Annotated in this window: 12 protein-coding genes and 1 riboswitch; of the genes, 4 read left to right on the top strand and 8 right to left on the bottom strand. The window is 74.4% G+C overall.

Going from position 1 to position 15587, the window contains the following annotated elements:
* Nucleotides 1-15 precede the first annotated feature (15 nt).
* From SK069_RS01730 to serC, 6 genes are all read right to left on the bottom strand, one after another.
* On the bottom strand, nt 16-1374 hold the full coding sequence (locus SK069_RS01730) for an NCS2 family permease (RefSeq protein ID WP_319952451.1): 1359 nt from the start codon (nt 1372-1374) through the stop codon (nt 16-18).
* 121 nt (nt 1375-1495) lie between these two features.
* Nucleotides 1496-2869: a class II 3-deoxy-7-phosphoheptulonate synthase gene (locus SK069_RS01735; RefSeq protein WP_319952452.1), complete on the bottom strand. Its 1374-nt coding sequence runs from the start codon at nt 2867-2869 to the stop codon at nt 1496-1498.
* Nucleotides 2870-3024: 155 nt separating this feature from the next.
* Nucleotides 3025-3720, bottom strand: coding sequence for a ferritin-like domain-containing protein (locus SK069_RS01740; RefSeq protein WP_319952453.1), 696 nt, complete (start codon nt 3718-3720; stop codon nt 3025-3027).
* Nucleotides 3721-3868: 148 nt separating this feature from the next.
* Nucleotides 3869-5527, bottom strand: coding sequence for a 2-isopropylmalate synthase (locus tag SK069_RS01745; RefSeq protein ID WP_319952454.1), 1659 nt, complete (start codon nt 5525-5527; stop codon nt 3869-3871).
* A 272-nt stretch (nt 5528-5799) separates the two neighbouring features.
* Nucleotides 5800-7413, bottom strand: a complete 1614-nt coding sequence (serA, locus tag SK069_RS01750; RefSeq protein ID WP_319952455.1) for a phosphoglycerate dehydrogenase — start codon at nt 7411-7413, stop codon at nt 5800-5802.
* A 25-nt stretch (nt 7414-7438) separates the two neighbouring features.
* Entirely contained in the window at nt 7439-8599 is a 1161-nt protein-coding gene (serC, locus tag SK069_RS01755; protein WP_319952456.1) for a phosphoserine transaminase, read from the bottom strand.
* Between the two features lie 25 nt (nt 8600-8624).
* A riboswitch (ZMP/ZTP riboswitch) is annotated at nt 8625-8710 on the bottom strand.
* A 101-nt stretch (nt 8711-8811) separates the two neighbouring features.
* Here serC and SK069_RS01760 point away from each other — a divergent pair.
* The 4 genes from SK069_RS01760 to SK069_RS01775 all read left to right on the top strand — a co-directional run bounded on the left by SK069_RS01760 (nt 8812) and on the right by SK069_RS01775 (nt 13755).
* Complete coding sequence (locus SK069_RS01760) at nt 8812-9594, top strand: gamma-glutamyl-gamma-aminobutyrate hydrolase family protein (RefSeq protein WP_319952457.1); 783 nt, start codon at nt 8812-8814, stop codon at nt 9592-9594.
* Nucleotides 9595-9705: 111 nt separating this feature from the next.
* The gene (locus SK069_RS01765; protein WP_319952458.1) at nt 9706-11109 is read left to right on the top strand and encodes a circularly permuted type 2 ATP-grasp protein; all 1404 of its coding nucleotides are present in this window, start codon (nt 9706-9708) and stop codon (nt 11107-11109) included.
* Nucleotides 11106-12233 carry a carboxylate-amine ligase gene (locus SK069_RS01770; RefSeq protein ID WP_319952459.1) on the top strand — a complete coding sequence of 376 codons (1128 nt, stop codon included), beginning with the start codon at nt 11106-11108 and terminating at the stop codon, nt 12231-12233. The genes SK069_RS01765 and SK069_RS01770 overlap by 4 nt, the downstream gene beginning before the upstream one ends.
* Nucleotides 12234-12258: 25 nt before the next feature.
* Nucleotides 12259-13755 (top strand): carboxypeptidase M32, encoded by a 1497-nt coding sequence (locus SK069_RS01775; RefSeq protein ID WP_319952460.1) that lies wholly within the window; start codon nt 12259-12261, stop codon nt 13753-13755.
* 41 nt (nt 13756-13796) lie between these two features.
* Here SK069_RS01775 and SK069_RS01780 read toward each other — a convergent pair whose 3' ends face one another.
* A complete protein-coding gene (locus SK069_RS01780; protein ID WP_319952461.1) occupies nt 13797-14501 on the bottom strand; it encodes a hypothetical protein in 705 nt (234 codons plus the stop codon).
* Nucleotides 14502-14532: 31 nt separating this feature from the next.
* On the bottom strand, nt 14533-15534 hold the full coding sequence (gene ilvC / locus SK069_RS01785; RefSeq protein ID WP_319952462.1) for a ketol-acid reductoisomerase: 1002 nt from the start codon (nt 15532-15534) through the stop codon (nt 14533-14535).
* Between the last annotated feature and the right edge of the window lie 53 nt (nt 15535-15587).

A 15587-nucleotide genomic window follows, 5' to 3' on the forward strand; every position in this document is an offset into this window, starting at 1 on the left:
TCCGGTCGCCGACCGTCAGACCGTCCCGTGCAGGAAGTACCAGACGAAGAACCCGGCGACGACGGCCAGCAGCGGGTGCACGTCGCGCCAGCGGCCGCGCAGGACGGCGATCAGGACGTAGAGGACCATGCCCGCGCCGACGCCGTTGGCGATCGAGAACGTGAACGGCATCAGCGCGATCGTCGCGAACGCCGGCACCGACAGGCCGACGTCCTCCCAGTCGATGTCGGCCACGACGCTGAGCATCAGCGCGCCGACGATCACGAGCGCGGGCGCCGTCGCGGCCGCCGGGATCATCCCGACGAGCGGGGCGAAGAACATCGCGGCGAGGAAGAGGACGCCGGTCACGACGTTCGCCAGGCCGGTCCGGCCCCCCTGCTCGACGCCCGCGGAGCTCTCGATGTAGATCGTGTTCGACGACGCCGAGGCGGCACCGCCGGCGACCGCGCCCGCCGACTCGACGAGCAGCACCCGGCGCATCTGCGGCAACCGCCCCTCGGCGTCGGTGAGCCCGGCCCGGCGACCGAGCGCCAGCGCGGTGCCCATCGCGTCGAAGAAGTTCGCCATCAGCACCGTGAGGACGAGGCCGACCGCGGCGGCCAGGCCGAGCGTGCTGAAGAAGTCCAGCGAGAACGCCCCGACGAGACCGAGGTCGGGCGTGTCGGCGAGCCGGTCCGGCCGGACCGCGCCCGGGATCGGGGTGCCGGACGCCAGCTGGTTGACGACGATCGCCAGGCCGGTCGACAGGACGATGCCGATGAGGAGCGCCCCCGGCACGCGGCGGGCCATGAGCACCGCCATCGCCACGAGGCCCACGACGAACACCGCCGTCGTCCACGTGCCGAGGTCCGGCGTGAGCGCCACGATCGGGGCGTCGGAGTCCGGCCGCGCGACGATCCCGGCGTCGACGAAGCCGATGAACGCGATGAACAGGCCGATGCCCGCGCCGATCGCGCGCTTCAGCGCGTCCGGGATCGCGTTCATCACCGCCTCGCGCAACCCGGCGACGACGAGGACGAGCATCACGAGACCCTCGACCACGACGACGCCCATCGCCTCGGCCCAGCCCAGGCCCTCCCCCGCCACGAGCGTGTAGGCGACGAACGCGTTGATGCCGAGGCCGGCGGCGAGGGCGAACGGGACGTTCGCGAACAGGCCCATCGCGATCGTCAGGACGCCCGCGACGAGCGCCGTCACCGTCACGAGCTCGGCGTGGTCCAGCCGGACCCCCGCCGCGTCCGGCAGCGCCCCCAGGACCGAGGGGTTGACCGCGAGGATGTAGGCCATCGTCGCGAACGTCGCGACGCCGGCGAGCACCTCGGCCCGCACGGTGCTCCCGCGCTCGCTGATGGCGAAGAGGCGCTCCGTCAGCATGTGCCGCCCACCCTAGGACGACGACAGGACGCCCCGACTGGACGACGGGCGGACCTGGCCGGCCGTCGCTGGGCCCGCGCGGCCGGTGGCGGTCGATCGTCCGCCACCGCCCGGCCGCGGGTCAGCTGGTCTGCAGCATCTCGGCCGCGAGGAACGACAGCTCGAGCGACTGCTGGGTGTTCAGCCGCGGGTCGCACGCCGTCTCGTAGCGCGACGCCAGCTGATCCTCGGAGATCTCCTGCGCGCCGCCCACGCACTCCGTGACGTCCTCGCCCGTGAGCTCGACGTGGATACCGCCCGGGTGGGTCCCGAGCCGTCGGTGGACCTCGAAGAAGCCCTTGACCTCGTCGACGATCCTGTCGAACGCGCGCGTCTTGTACCCGCTGGGGGCCTCGTGCGTGTTCCCGTGCATCGGGTCGCACTGCCAGACCACCCGATGACCGGACCGCTCGACGGCCTCGATGATCGGCGGCAGCGCCTCGCGGACCTTGTCGTTGCCCATCCGCGAGACGAGGCAGACGCGGCCGTCGATCTTGTGCGGGTCCAGGATCTCCAGCAGGTCCAGGGCGTCCTGCGGGGTGGACGTCGGCCCGAGCTTCACGCCCGTCGGGTTCGCTGTGAGCGCGGCGAAGCGCACGTGCGCGCCGTCGATCTGCCGCGTCCGCTCGCCGATCCACTGCATGTGGGCGGAGAGGTTGTAGAGCCGGCCCTCGTGCAGGCGCAGCAGCGCGCGCTCGTAGTCCAGGACGAGGAGCTCGTGGCTCGCGTGCATGTCGACGGAGTGCAGGGACTGGTCGTCGACGCCGCAGGCCTCCATGAAGCGCAGGCTGCGGTCGATGTCGGTGGCGACCCGCTCGTAGCGGGCGCCCGCCGGCGAGTTCGCGACGAAGTCCTTGTTCCACTCGTGGACGTGGCGCAGGTCGGAGACCGCGGTGATCGCGCGGGTGAGGTTCATCGCCGCCGACGCGTTGGCGTACGCGCGCAGCATGCGGCCCGGGTCCGGGACGCGACCCGTGGCGTCGGGCTCCAGCGCGTTGACCATGTCGCCCCGGTAGGACGGCAGGCCGAGCGCGTCGGTGTCGGAGCTGCGCGGCTTCGCGTACTGGCCCGCGATGCGCGCGAGCTTCACGACCGGCATCGACGTGGAGTACGTCAGGACGACGGCCATCTGCAGCAGCGTGCGGATCGTGCCGCGCAGGTGCGCCTCGGTGTTGTCGACGAACGTCTCGGCGCAGTCGCCGCCCTGGAGCAGGAACGCCTCGCCGCGGGCGACGGCCCCGAGCCGCTTCTGCAGCCGGTCGACCTCGTCGGGCAGCGTCACCGGGGGCACGGCCTCGAGCAGCCGGCGGACCTTGACCGTGTACTCCGCGTCGGGCCACGAGGGCTGCTGCAGCGCGGTGCGCGACAGCGCGTCGTCGAGCGCGGCGCGCAGCTCCGACGGCAGCGGCGGGAGATCCGGCAGCGACTCCCCCGGGATGTCGATCGTCCAGTTCACGCCAGCCAGACTACGAAGCTCGGCGCGTCGGCGCCCTGCCACCGGGGCGCGGTGCCCTCCGCCGGTCGGGCCCGGACGCACCGACGCCCGCCGGGCGGTGGCCGGGCGGGCGTCGCGGGCGCTGCGTCGTGGCGCGGGACGGGCCCGCGGCGGGATCAGGCCAGGAGGCCGGTGCTCGTGACGAGCTTCAGCGTGCCCGCCTCGCTGCGGGCCTTGTCGAACGTCTTCGGCGCCGGGTAGTCCGCCGGCTTGGCGCCGACGGCGCCGCCGCCGAGGATGTAGCGGATCCACGCCGCGTGACGCGCCTCGACCGAGTGGATCGAGAGCGCCGCGGTGACGTAGGCGCGGGTCTTGATGTTCGGGCCCTGCCCCGCGTACGCGGCCACGCCGGCGTCCTCGAGCGCCTTGGCGGTCGCGCCGAAGTTCTGGGCCGAGATCGCGGTGGCGACGGCGCTCGTGTCGAGCTTCGGCGCCTTCACCGCGGCCTTGCCGAGGCCCTTCTTGAGGAAGTCGACGTGCTCCTTCTCGTGCACGGCCACGACCTGGGCGAACTGCTTGAGCTCCGGGCTGGCGAACTGGTCCTGGTCGACCGCGGCCTTGTAGAAGGCGGCCTCGAGGTACTCGAGGGTCAGGGCGTAGTTCAGGATCTTGATGTCGTTCTTCGTCGACTTGTTCTTCGTCGAGATCTTCGCCTGGGCGATCGACGGCAGGCCGAAGACGGACGCGCCGACGACGGCACCGGCGAGCGCGCCGTTGCGCAGGAACGTGCTGCGGTCGAAGCCGGCGGCCTCGGCGGCCTCGCGGACGTCGCCGTCGACGTCGAGCTGGTCGAGGTTGATCTGGTGCGACACAGGGTCCTCCCGGGGGTCGGAACGGTGGGGGACGCCGTCCGGCGCCCCTCTACCCGCACCAACGACCCAGGCCGCCGACCGGATGCACCACGCGCTCCCGCGCCGGACCGGGACGTCGCCCGGTGCCGGCGGGGTCCTCGCGCGGCGCTCAGTCCCCCGCGGGCGTCAGCGGCGCCTCGGCGGCGACGCTCAGGCGGCGCGCCGCGACGCCGACCGCGCGGAGGTACGCGATCGCGGAGGCCCGGATCGTGTCGGGGTCGACGCCCTGGCCCGCGCCCGTGACGCGGTCGCCGGCCGCGACCCCCGGCAGCGCCGTGCGGACCGCCGCGCCGGCGGTCCCGAGCTCGACGATCACCGAGACGTGCGCGAGCGCGTCCTGGCCCTCCGACACGGCGTCGACGTGGTACTCCCGCAGGCGCGCGTCGAGGCCGACCGCCGCGTCGATCGCGCGGAAGACCGCGTCGACGGCGCCGTCGCCGGTGAACGATCCCGTCAGCGTCCCGCGCTCGGGCGACTCGACGACGACGGTCGCGTGCGGCGGCCGGTGATCGGCGGTCACCTCGACGGAGACGCTCACGAGCCGCAGCGCGCCGAGCGGGTCCTCCGCGCGCAGCTCGTCGGTGACGAGGGCCTCGAGGTCCATCGCCGTGACCTGCTTCTTGCGGTCGGCGACCTGCTTGAAGCTGTCGAACGCCTGCCGCAGCGCCTGGCCGTCGAGCTTGTAGCCGAGCTTCTCCAGCGCGTCCTTCAGCGCCGCGCGGCCCGAGTGCTTGCCGAGCACGAGCTGGTTGGCGTCGTCGATCCCGATCGAGGCCGGGTCCATGATCTCGAAGGTCGAGCGATCCTTCAGGACGCCGTCCTGGTGGATGCCGGACTCGTGGCTGAACGCGTTGCGCCCGACGATCGCCTTGTTCGGCTGGACGGGATAGCCCGTCAGGCGCGAGATGAGGCGGCTCGTGCGCGCGATCTCCCTCGTCGCCGCGCCGGTCGAGAAGCCCAGGCGGTCCTTGCGGGTCTCGAGGAGCATGATGATCTCCTCCAGCGAGGCGTTGCCGGCGCGCTCGCCGATGCCGTTCACGGCGCACTCGATCTGCCGGGCGCCGACCGACAGGCCCGCCAGCGAGTTCGCGACGGCGAGGCCGAGGTCGTCGTGGCAGTGGACCGAGAGCACGACGTCGCGCAGCCCGGGCGTGAACTCGTAGAGCTGCGACAGGAACTCGGCGTACTCGTCGGGCGTCGCGTAGCCGACGGTGTCGGGGACGTTGATCGTCGTCGCCCCCTCGTCGATCGCGATCTGCAGCACCTGCGCGGTGAACTCCGCGTCGGCGCGCGTGGCGTCCATCGGGCTGAACTCGACGTCGTCGACGAGCGATCGCGCGTGCGCCACCGCCGCCTTCGCGCCCTCGAGCACGTCGGCACGCGTGTTGCGCATCTGGTGCTCGATGTGGATGTCGGAGGTCGAGATGAACGTGTGGATCCGTGCGCGGCCGTCGGCGGCGGCGTCGCGCAGCGCCTCCCCGGCGCGCTCGATGTCCGGCGCCTGGGCCCGGGCCAGGCCGCAGATCACCGGTGGCGCGCCGGGCGCGTCGGCGAAGTCGGCGCGGGCGATCGCCTGGACCGCCTCGAAGTCGCCGGGCGACGCGATCGGGAACCCGGCCTCGATGACGTCGACGCCGAGCCGCGCGAGCTGCTGCGCGATCTCGAGCTTCTCCCCCGTGTTCAGGGCGATGCCCGGCGACTGCTCGCCGTCGCGGAGGGTCGTGTCGAAGAGGATGACCCGGTTCGGGTCGTTCGTGATCGCGTTCATGGCTCGTGGTCTCCTTCGGTGCTCGTCCTGCGTTCCTGCCTGCTCTGGTTTCGCGGCTTCAGCGGCCGCCACGCATCGCTCCCCCTAGCGGGGGAGGAGAAGCAGGAGGGCGAGGTCGAGGCGCGGAGCCATGACGGCGACCAATGTAGCACCGCGCCGAGCGCGCGCGGATGCCTGGCGCCGCCGCACGGACGGTCGTCGGGTGCGGGGTCGCCGCCCGGCACCGGAGCGCGCGCCGGCCGCCGTGCGCGGCGGCCGGCGCGGCTCGCGGCTCAGAGCGAGACGGTGCGGCCGTCGGCGAAGTCGTCCTGCGCGAGGATCTTCGCGAGCGTCTCGTGCGACACCGGCTGGTCGGTGGAGATGAGCGTCACGGCGTGCTCGCCGCGCGCGCCCTCGGCGTCCTGGTGGTAGCCGACGGCGGCCTGCTCGATGTTCACCCCGAGCTCGCCGAGCACCTGCCCGATCCGGCCGAGCATCCCGGGCTGGTCGACGTAGCGCAGCAGCAGGAGGTTCCCCTCGAGCTGGAGGTTGAAGCGCTGGCCCCAGGCCTCGAGCAGGTGCGGGCGCGCCTGGCGGCCGAGGACGGTGCCGACGACCCGGTGGCGCTCGTCGCCGGAGACGACCGTCACGCGCACGAGGTCGGTGAAGTCGCGCGCCTGGCTGCGCGTCGTCTCCTCGATCTCGATCCCGCGCTCCTTCGCGATGCCGGGCGCGTTGACGTCGTTGAGGGCCTCCTCGGTGCGACCCTCGAGCACGCCGCGCAGGACGGCGAGCGTCAGCGGGCGCGCGTCGCGCTCGCCGATCGTGCCGAGCGCCTCGACCTCGATCCGCTCGACGGAGGAGCCGCCGGCGAGCTCGACCGCGATCCGCCCCAGCCGCGAGGCGAGCGGGACGAACGGGGCGAGGACCTCGAGATCCTCCTTGCCGACCGCCGGCGCGTTCACGGCCGTCGTCACCGTGCCGCCGCTCAGCGCGGCGACGATCTGCTCGGCGGCCTGGAAGCCGGCCCGGTCGTTGGCCTCGGCCGTCGAGGCACCGAGGTGCGGCGTGAGGATGACGTTCGCGTAGCCCTGGAGCGGGTGCTCGGTGACCGGCTCGGACGGGAAGACGTCGAGCGCGGCGCCGGCGACCTTGCCGCTGTCGAGCGCCGCCTGCAGGTCGGCCTCGTCGACGAGCCCGCCGCGAGCGACGTTCAGGATCCGCACGCCGTCCCGGCACTTCGCGAACGCCTCGGCGTTCAGCCAGCCGGCCGTCTCCGGCGTCTTCGGCAGGTGGATCGTGATGAAGTCCGCGACGGCGTAGATCGCGTCGGAGTCCTCGGCCTTCTCGACGCCGAGCTCCTTGTAGCGCTCCGCCGAGACGTACGGGTCGTACGCGATGACGTTCATCGACAGGCCCTTGGCGCGCTCGGCGACGAGCTGCCCGATCCGGCCGAAGCCGATGACCCCGAGCGTCTTGCCGTAGAGCTCCACGCCCGAGAGCTTCGAGCGCTCCCAGCGGCCGGCGTGCATCCCCTCGTTGGCCTGCGGGATGTTGCGAGCCAGCGCCATCATCAGCGCGACGGTGTGCTCGGCGGCCGTGACGACGTTGGACTGCGGCGCGTTGACGACGATGACGCCGCGCTTCGTCGCCGCCGGGATGTCGACGTTGTCGACGCCCACGCCGGCGCGGCCGATGACCTTGAGGTTCGTCGCCCGCTCGATGAGCTCGGGCGTGAAGCGCGTCGCCGAGCGGATGAGGACGCCGTCGTACTCCGGGAGCTTCGCCAGGAACGTCTCGTCGTCCCAGTCCAGGCCGAGGTCGACCTCGAACCCGGCGTCGCGCAGCGCCTCGATGCCGGACGGGCCGACCTTCTCCTTGACGAGGACCTTCGGGGTGGGGCTCATCTCTTCGTTCTCCGAGGCGGCGGGATCAGGCGGCGAGGCGCTCGACGACGAAGTCGATGGCACCGGTCAGCCGCTGGACGTCGGCGGGGTCGATCGCCGGGAAGCACGCGACCCGCAGCTGGTTGCGTCCGAGCTTGCGGTAGGGCTCCGTGTCGACGATGCCGTTGGCGCGCAGCGTCTTGGCGACGGCGTTGGCGTCGATCGACTCGTCGAAGTCGATCGTCGCCACGACCGCCGAGCGGTGCGCCGGCTCGACGACGTAGGGGGTCGCGAAGCTCGACGCCTCGGCCCACGAGTAGAGGTGCGTCGAGGACGCCGCGCTGCGGCCGGTCGCCCACTCCAGGCCGCCGTTCTCGTTGAACCAGTCCAGCTGCTCGGCCATGAGCAGCAGCGTCGCGAGCGCCGGCGTGTTGTAGGTCTGCTCCTTGCGGGAGTTGTCCAGCACGGTCTTCAGGTCGAAGAACGCCGGCACCCAGCGATCGCTCGCGGCGATCCGCTCGATCCGCTCGATCGCGGCCGGGCTGCAGACGCCGAACCAGATGCCGCCGTCGGAGGCGAAGCACTTCTGCGGCGCGAAGTAGTAGACGTCGCTCTGGGCCACGTCGACCGGCAGGCCGCCGGCGGCCGAGGTGGCGTCGATCATCACCAGCGCGTCCCCGACGCCGGCGGGGCGGGTCACGGGCACGGCGACGCCGGTCGAGGTCTCGTTGTGCGCCCAGCCGACGACGTCGACCTCGCTGGCGGCGAGCGCCTCGCTCACGGACTCGAGGCTCGGCGCGGTGCCGGGATCGGCCTCCACGACGATCGGGTCGTCGAGGAACGGCGCCTGCCGGGACGCCTTGGCGAACTTCGACGAGAACTCGCCGTAGACGAGGTTCAGCGCCCGGCGCTCGATGAGGCCGAACGTCGCGGCGTCCCAGAACGCCGTCGTGCCGCCGTTCGAGAGCAGGACCTCGTAGCCCTCGGGCAGCGAGAAGAGCTCCGCGATGCCCCGACGCACGCGCGCCACCGTGTCCTTCACCGGCGCCTGGCGGTGCGAGGTGCCGATGATCGGCGCGCCGTCGGGCGCCACGGCCGTCGTCAGCGCGTGGATCTGCTCGGGACGGACCTTGGACGGACCGCAGCCGAAGCGTCCGTCGGCGGGCTTGAGGTCGTCGGGCAGGGAGATGGCGGGCGATCCGGTCATGCTGCTCCTCGTGGTCGGAGTGGACGTCGGGTGCCCAGGCGCGCGGCGGATGAGGCCGTCGCTCCACGGTGGTCGGTTCCACCTGGTGCAGCGCCAGTCGCGACGGCGCGCCGGACTCTAGCGAAGGCGCGCGGGACGGCCCGACGCCGCCGCGCGGGTTCACCACGGTGACACAGGGCCACCGGTCCGCCGTCGTCGCTACGGTGAGGACCGTGCAGGGCGACCGACCCCCCGTCGTCGGCATCACGACCGCCGAGCTGTTCACGCCGGGGCAGACGATGGGCACCGCGGAGGCCGAGCCGACGCAGCGCAAGCTGTCCCTCGGGATGGACTACCCCAACGCGGTGCTCGCGGCCGGCGGCGTGCCCGTGGTGCTGCCGCCCGTCGCCGCGCCCGCCCCCGGCGTGATCGAGCGGCTCGACGCGCTCGTCGTCTCGGGAGGCCCCGATCTCGATCCCGCGCTCTACGGTGCCGAGCCGCATCCGCTGCTCGGTCCGGTGGAGCGGGAGGCCGATCCCCGTGAGCTCGCGCTCGTCCGGGAGGCGATCGACCGCGGGATGCCGGTGCTCGCGATCTGCCGCGGGATGCAGCTCCTGAACGTCGTCCGCGGCGGGACGCTCTGGCAGGACGTCCCCAGCGAGCTGGGGACCGAGCTCGTGCACCGGCAGGTCGCCCCCGGGTGGGAGGTCGCCCATCCGGTGTCGGTCGTGCCCGGCAGCCGCCTCGCCGAGCTCACCGGCACGACGGCCGCGTCCCCGGAGCTCTCGGTGAACTCCTTCCACCACCAGGCCGTCCGGGACCTCGGCACCGGCCTGCGGATCACCGCCCGCGCCCCCGACGGCGTCGTCGAGGCGCTCGAGGACCCGGATCACCCGTTCCTCGTGGGGGTGCAGTGGCACGCCGAGTCCCTCGCGAGCGGGAGCGCCGCCCAGGGAGCGCTGTTCCGGGGCCTGATCGCGGCCACGGGGCGCCGTCCCGTCGCCCTCGCCGCCTGACGCGGACGGCCTCCTGCCGCGCGGGGGCCGCCACGAGGGACAACCGCACCGTGGCTCGCGTTCGACGCCGGGCGCGCGTCGGGTCCCCGTGTCGCGCGTACGCTGCGGCGCGTGACCTCCGCCGCTCGCGCCCCGGTGCCGGAGCAGGGACCGCCCCGCCCGTGGGACGAGGCCGAGCGGGCCCGGGGACCGCGCCGCCGGGCGATCGACGAGGCGCTCGCGGCCGTCCGCCGGCGAGGCCCGGCCGCTGCGGCGGCCCTCGTCGCCGACGCCGTCGCGCGCTCGGGCGCCCGCTTCGGCGGATCCGACGCGCCGCCGTTCGTCGTCGACCCGGTGCCCCGGGTGCTCGACGGCGAGGAGTGGGCGGCGCTCGAGGCGGGCCTCGTCCAGCGGGTCCGCGCGCTCGACGCGTTCGTGGCCGACGCGCACGGGCCACGGGAGGCGGCCGCGGCGGGCGTCGTGCCGCCGGGGGTCGCCGAGGGCTCGGGCTTCCTCGAGCGGGACCTCCGGGACCTGGCGCCGACCGCGGCTCCCCGCATCGGGGTCGCCGGCCTCGACGTCGTCCGCGACGAGCACGGCGCGTTCCGCGTCCTCGAGGACAACTGCCGGACCCCGTCGGGCATCGCGTACGCCGTCGCCTGCCGCCTGGCGGTGGCGGAGCTCCTCGGCGGCGCGCCGGCCCGTGACCTCGCTGGTGCGGTCGGTCCGGCGCTGCGCGGGGCGCTCGAGGCGACGCGTCCGCACGGCGAGGGGTGCGCGGTGCTCCTCACCGACGGGCCGCGCAACGGCGCGTACTGGGAGCATCGGCGGCTCGCCGAGGCGATGGACGTCCCGCTCGTCACGCCGGCGGAGCTGCGTCGTCGCGGGACGACGCTCGTCCTGAGCACGAGCGGGGAGGCGGTCGGGGCCATCTACCGCCGGACCGACGAGGAGCGCCTGCGTCGCCGCGACGGCACGCTCACCGCGCTGGGCGAGCTCCTGCTGCCGGCCGTCCGGGCCGGGAGCGTCGGCCTGCTCAACGCGTTCGGCACCGGGGTCGCCGACGACAAGGCGCTCTACCCGCACGTCCCCGACCTCGTCCGGTTCTTCCTCGGCGAGGAGCCCCTCCTGGAGGGCATCGCGGTGCACGACCTCACCGACCCGCCGACGCGGGAGCGCGCGCTCGACCGCGCCGAGGAGCTCGTCCTGAAGCCCCGGGACGGGCACGGCGGCCACGGCGTGGTGATCGGGCCGCTCGCCGAGGCCGACGAGCTCGCCGCCGCGGTCGCCGCGGCGCGCGCCGACCCCGCCGGCTGGGTCGCCCAGGACGTCGTGACGCTCTCGACGCTCCCGACCGTCCACGGCGATCGGCTGGAGCCGCGGCACGTCGACCTGCGCCCGTTCGCGGTCGCCGACGGCGCTGGAGGCTGGCGGCTGCTCCCGGGCGGCCTCACCCGCGTGGCCCGCGAGGCCGGGCAGATGGTCGTCAACTCGTCGCGCGGCGGGGGCGGCAAGGACACGTGGGTGCTGGCGTGAGCGCGCTCCCCGCGTGGGCCGCCTGGCCGACCCGCCCGTCGGGGACCGCGGCCTACACGATCGGCGTCGAGGAGGAGGTGATGCTCGTGTCCCCCGGCGGCTGGAACCTGGCGCAGGCCTCGGACGAGATCCTCCCCCGGCTCCCGCCCGACGTGCGCGACCAGTTCCACCCCGAGACGCACGCGGCGGCGGTGGAGATCGCGACGGGCGTGCACGTCCGGGTGGCCGACGCGATCGCGGAGCTGCGCCGCCTGCGAGACGCCCTCCGGATCACCTGCGAGCAGCAGGAGCTGGCGGTGGCCTCCGCGGGAACCCACCCGTTCGCGGTCTGGCGCGAGACGGCGGTCGGCCGCGGGGTGCGGCAGGCCGAGGTCTACGGCTCGATGCGGGAGCTCGCGCGTCGGGAGCCGACCTTCGCGCTCCACGTCCACGTCGGGATGCCCGACCCCGAGGCGGCGATCCGCGCCCTGGACCGCCTGCGGGTGCACCTCCCGATGCTCCTCGCGCTCTCGGCGAACTCGCCCTTCTGGCAGGGTCGCGACACCGGCCTGGCCTCGGCGCGGACCCCGCTGTTCCAGGCCTTCCCGCGGGTCGGCGTGCCGCGGCGCTTCGGCAGCTACGCCGAGTGGGTCGACACCGTCGACCTCCTCGTCCGCTGCGAGGCGTTCCCCGACCCGACCTACCTCTGGTGGGACGTCCGCGTCCAGCCGCGGATCGGCACGATCGAGATCCGCATCATGGACGCGCAGAGCGACCTCGCGCGGACGGCGACGCTCGTCGCCCTCGTGCAGTCGCTGGCGAAGCTCGAGAGCGAGCAGGGCTGGGCCGAGGAGGCGTCGTGGGCGCCGCCGGAGCTCTGGGAGGAGAACCGCTTCCTCGCCGCCCGCGACGGCGCCGCGGTCTCGCTCATCGCCGCCACGCTGCGCCGCCGCGTGCCGCTCGCCGACCGCGTCGAGGACCTGCTGGGACACCTGCGCCCGCACGCCGTCGAGCTCGGCTGCCTCGAGGAGCTCGAGGGCGTCGGCGAGCTGCTCGCCGACCCGGCGGCGGAGCGGCAGCTGCGGATCGCGCGCCGGCCCGCCCGGCTCCCGGGCCTCGTGCAGGCCCTGGCCGAGGCGTTCTGACCGCGACGCGCGACACGATCGTCGGATGACCCCGCCCGCCACCGCCGAGCAGCCGCCCGCCGTCGCTGCCCTGCGGGAGCACCTCGCCCGCACCGCGGACCTGCAGCACGCCGCGATGCTCCTGCACTGGGACCACCAGACCCAGATGCCGCCGTCGGGAGCGACCGCGCGGGGCGCCGCGCTCGGCACGCTCGAGGAGCTCGCGCACGAGCGCACCGCGGACCCGGCGCTCGGCGTGCTGCTGGACGCCGCGCAGGCTGCCGGCGAGGACCCCGGGCTCCTGCGCGCCGTGCGCGAGGACCACGAGCGCGCCGCGCGCGTGCCGAGCGCGCTCGTCGGCGAGATCGCGGCCCTCGCGGCCGTCGCCCACCCCGCGTGGGCCGCGGCCCGGCAGGCCGACGACTTCACGGCGTTCGCGCCGCACCTGCGGCGCCACGTCGAGCTCGCCCGGCGCTACGCGGCGTGCTTCCCCGAGGTCGACCACCCGTACGACGCGCTCCTGCAGCGGTTCGAGCCGGGGGCGACGACCGCCGACCTGCGCGCGGCGTTCGCGGCGCTGCGGTCGGGTCTCGTGCCGCTGATCGAGCGGCTCGCCGCGCGCCCCGACCCCGGCGACCTGCTGGGACCGTTCCCGGTCGCCGAGCAGCGGGCGCTGGCGCTGGAGATCGCCCGCTCGATGGGCTTCGACGACGCGGCCTGGCGGATCGACGAGGCGGTCCACCCGTTCATGGCGAGCATGGGCCGCGAGGACGTGCGGATCACCACGAAGGAGGACGAGGCGACGCTCGCGATCGGCCTCTTCGGCGTGCTGCACGAGACCGGGCACGGCCTCTACGAGGCCGGGGTCGATCCCGCATGGGACCGCACGACGGTCGGCACCGGGACGTCGCTCGGCGTCCACGAGTCGCAGAGCCGGCTGTGGGAGAACATGGTCGGCCGCTCGCGCGCCCTCTGGTCGCACTGGCTCCCGCGGGCGCGGGAGCTCTTCCCCGGACCGCTGGCCGGGGTCGACCTGGACGACTTCCTGCGCCGGATCAACGTCGTGCGCCCCTCGCTCATCCGGGTCGACGCCGACGAGGCGACGTACTGCCTGCACGTCCTCCTGCGGTTCGAGCTCGAGGTCGCCCTCGTCGAGGGGAGCCTGGACGTGGACGACCTGCCGCGCGCCTGGAACGACGGCATGCGCGACCTGCTCGGCGTCACGGTGCCCTCGGACGCGGACGGCGTGCTGCAGGACGTCCACTGGTCCGAGGGCGCGATCGGCTACTTCCCGACCTACGCCGTCGGCACGATCGTCGCCGCGCAGCTCTGGGCCGCCGCGCACGAGCAGCTGCCCGGGCTGGACGACGCGATCGCCGGCGGCGACCTCGCGCCGTTGCGCGAGTGGCTGCGCGAGCACGTCCACCGCCACGGGCGGACCCGCACCGGCGGCGAGATCCTCGCGGCGACGACGGGCGGCGGGCTGGATCCGCAGCCGCTGCTGGACTACCTCACCGCGAAGTACGAGGCGCTCCACGGCTGAGGCGCCCGGGGCCGTCGGGCGGCTCGGCGGTCGGCAGGCGATCAGTCGGCCGCCGCGAGCACGAGCGCCAGCAGCCACAGCGACCCGAGCACGACGAGCAGCCACGCGAGCGCGCGGCGCGCCGCGGACGGGCGGCCGCCGAGCAGGACGAGGCCCGCGACGGCGGCCCCGAACCCGCCGCTGAGGAACGTGAGCAGGATCGCCACGACGATCCGGCCGGTCTCGGTGCCGGCGGGCTCGGCGGTCCGGCCGGCGGGAAGCCCCGCGGCACCGACCGTCGCGCGCGTCCCGGCCGCCCGACCCGCCCGAGCCTGGTGCAGCGCCTGACGCAGGCGCGGGGAGAGCTCCTCCCCGCCGGGCAGGCCCGCGGTCGGCCGGGTCGCGGCGGGGCGCGCAGGACGGGGCGTCGGCGCCGGGGGCGCGACCGCGGCGGCCGTCGCGACGAGGTCCGGCACCCGCACGGCGGGCGCCTGCGCGCCCTGGGCGAGGTCCGCATCGAGCACCGGCTCCAGCACCGCCGCCAGGCGATCGGCGACGCGGGCCGCGGAGGGCACGACCGGCGGACGCGCCGCGTCCTCGTCGGCGGGACGCAGCAGCGACGCGCCCCGCGCGGGGCGGTCGGCGTCCGCGGTCACGAGGACCGAGCCGGCGGCGAGGACCGACGGCTCGGCGAACAGGGAGCTGGTGGCGAGGACGCTCGCGGGGCGCGGCGCGCGGTCCTCGTGGTCCTCGCGCTCGCGCTCCATCGTGCCGGTGCCCGCCGGGCTCCCGGGCGGCTCAGCCCTGGGCGAAGCCGCCGTCGTCGATCCAGGACATCTGCTTGCGCAGCTCCTTGCCGACCGTCTCGAGCTGCGTCTTGGCCTGCTCGTCGCGCAGGCGGTCGAAGTTCTCGTTCCCGGCGCGGTTCTCGGCGATGAACTCGCGGGCGAAGGTGCCGTCCTGGATCTCGCCGAGGATCCGCTTCATCTCCGCCTTCGTCTCGGCGTTGACGACGCGCGGCCCGCGGGTCAGGTCGCCGTACTCGGCGGTGTTGGAGATCGAGTACCGCATCCCCGCCAGGCCCTTCTCGTACATGAGGTCCACGATGAGCTTCAGCTCGTGGAGGCACTCGAAGTACGCCATCTCCGGCGGGTAGCCCGCCTCGGTCAGCGTCTCGAAGCCGGCCTGCACGAGCGCCGAGGCGCCGCCGCAGAGCACGGCCTGCTCGCCGAAGAGGTCGGTCTCGGTCTCGTCCTTGAACGTCGTCTCGAAGACGCCGCCGCGCGTGCAGCCGATGCCCTTGGCGTAGGCGAGCGCGAGCTTCTGGGCGTTCCCGGTCGCGTCCTGGTGGACCGCGATGAGGCCCGGGACGCCGGAGCCCTCGAGGTACTGGCGGCGGACGAGGTGGCCCGGGCCCTTCGGCGCGGCCAGCGCGACGTCGACGTCGGCCGGCGGCTCGACCTCGCCGTAGAGCACGGAGAAGCCGTGGCCGAAGAGCACGAGGTTGCCCGGCGCGATGCCGTCCTTGACCTCGTTCTCCCACACGTCGCGGTGCAGCTCGTCCGGGACGAGGATCTGGACGATGTCGCCCTTCGACGCGGCGTCGGCGATCGAGAGGACCTCGAGGCCCGCGTCCTGCGCCTTCTGCACCGACGAGGAGCCCTCGCGGAGCCCGACGACGACGTTGACGCCCGAGTCCTTCAGGTTCTGCGAGTGAGCGTGCCCCTGGGACCCGAAGCCGATGATCGCGACGGTCTTGCCGTCGAGCAGCGTCAGGTCCGCGTCGTCGTCGTAGTACATGGGCGCGCAGTCTACGCGCGGGTCCGCTCCCGCCGCCGTCCGCCCGCGACGGG

The sequence above is a fragment of the Patulibacter brassicae genome (assembly GCF_033949425.1).
GTDB lineage: Bacteria > Actinomycetota > Thermoleophilia > Solirubrobacterales > Solirubrobacteraceae > Patulibacter > Patulibacter brassicae.

What these genes read in the sequence shown, in the direction of transcription:
- SK069_RS01730 (WP_319952451.1), bottom strand. Translation starts at nt 1,374, where the DNA reads ATGCTGACGGAGCGCCTCTTCGCCATCAGCGAGCGCGGGAGCACCGTG.
- SK069_RS01745 (WP_319952454.1), bottom strand. Translation starts at nt 5,527, where the DNA reads ATGAACGCGATCACGAACGACCCGAACCGGGTCATCCTCTTCGACACG.
- serA (WP_319952455.1), bottom strand. Translation starts at nt 7,413, where the DNA reads ATGAGCCCCACCCCGAAGGTCCTCGTCAAGGAGAAGGTCGGCCCGTCC.
- serC (WP_319952456.1), bottom strand. Translation starts at nt 8,599, where the DNA reads ATGACCGGATCGCCCGCCATCTCCCTGCCCGACGACCTCAAGCCCGCC.
- SK069_RS01775 (WP_319952460.1), top strand. Translation starts at nt 12,259, where the DNA reads ATGACCCCGCCCGCCACCGCCGAGCAGCCGCCCGCCGTCGCTGCCCTG.
- SK069_RS01780 (WP_319952461.1), bottom strand. Translation starts at nt 14,501, where the DNA reads ATGGAGCGCGAGCGCGAGGACCACGAGGACCGCGCGCCGCGCCCCGCG.
- ilvC (WP_319952462.1), bottom strand. Translation starts at nt 15,534, where the DNA reads ATGTACTACGACGACGACGCGGACCTGACGCTGCTCGACGGCAAGACC.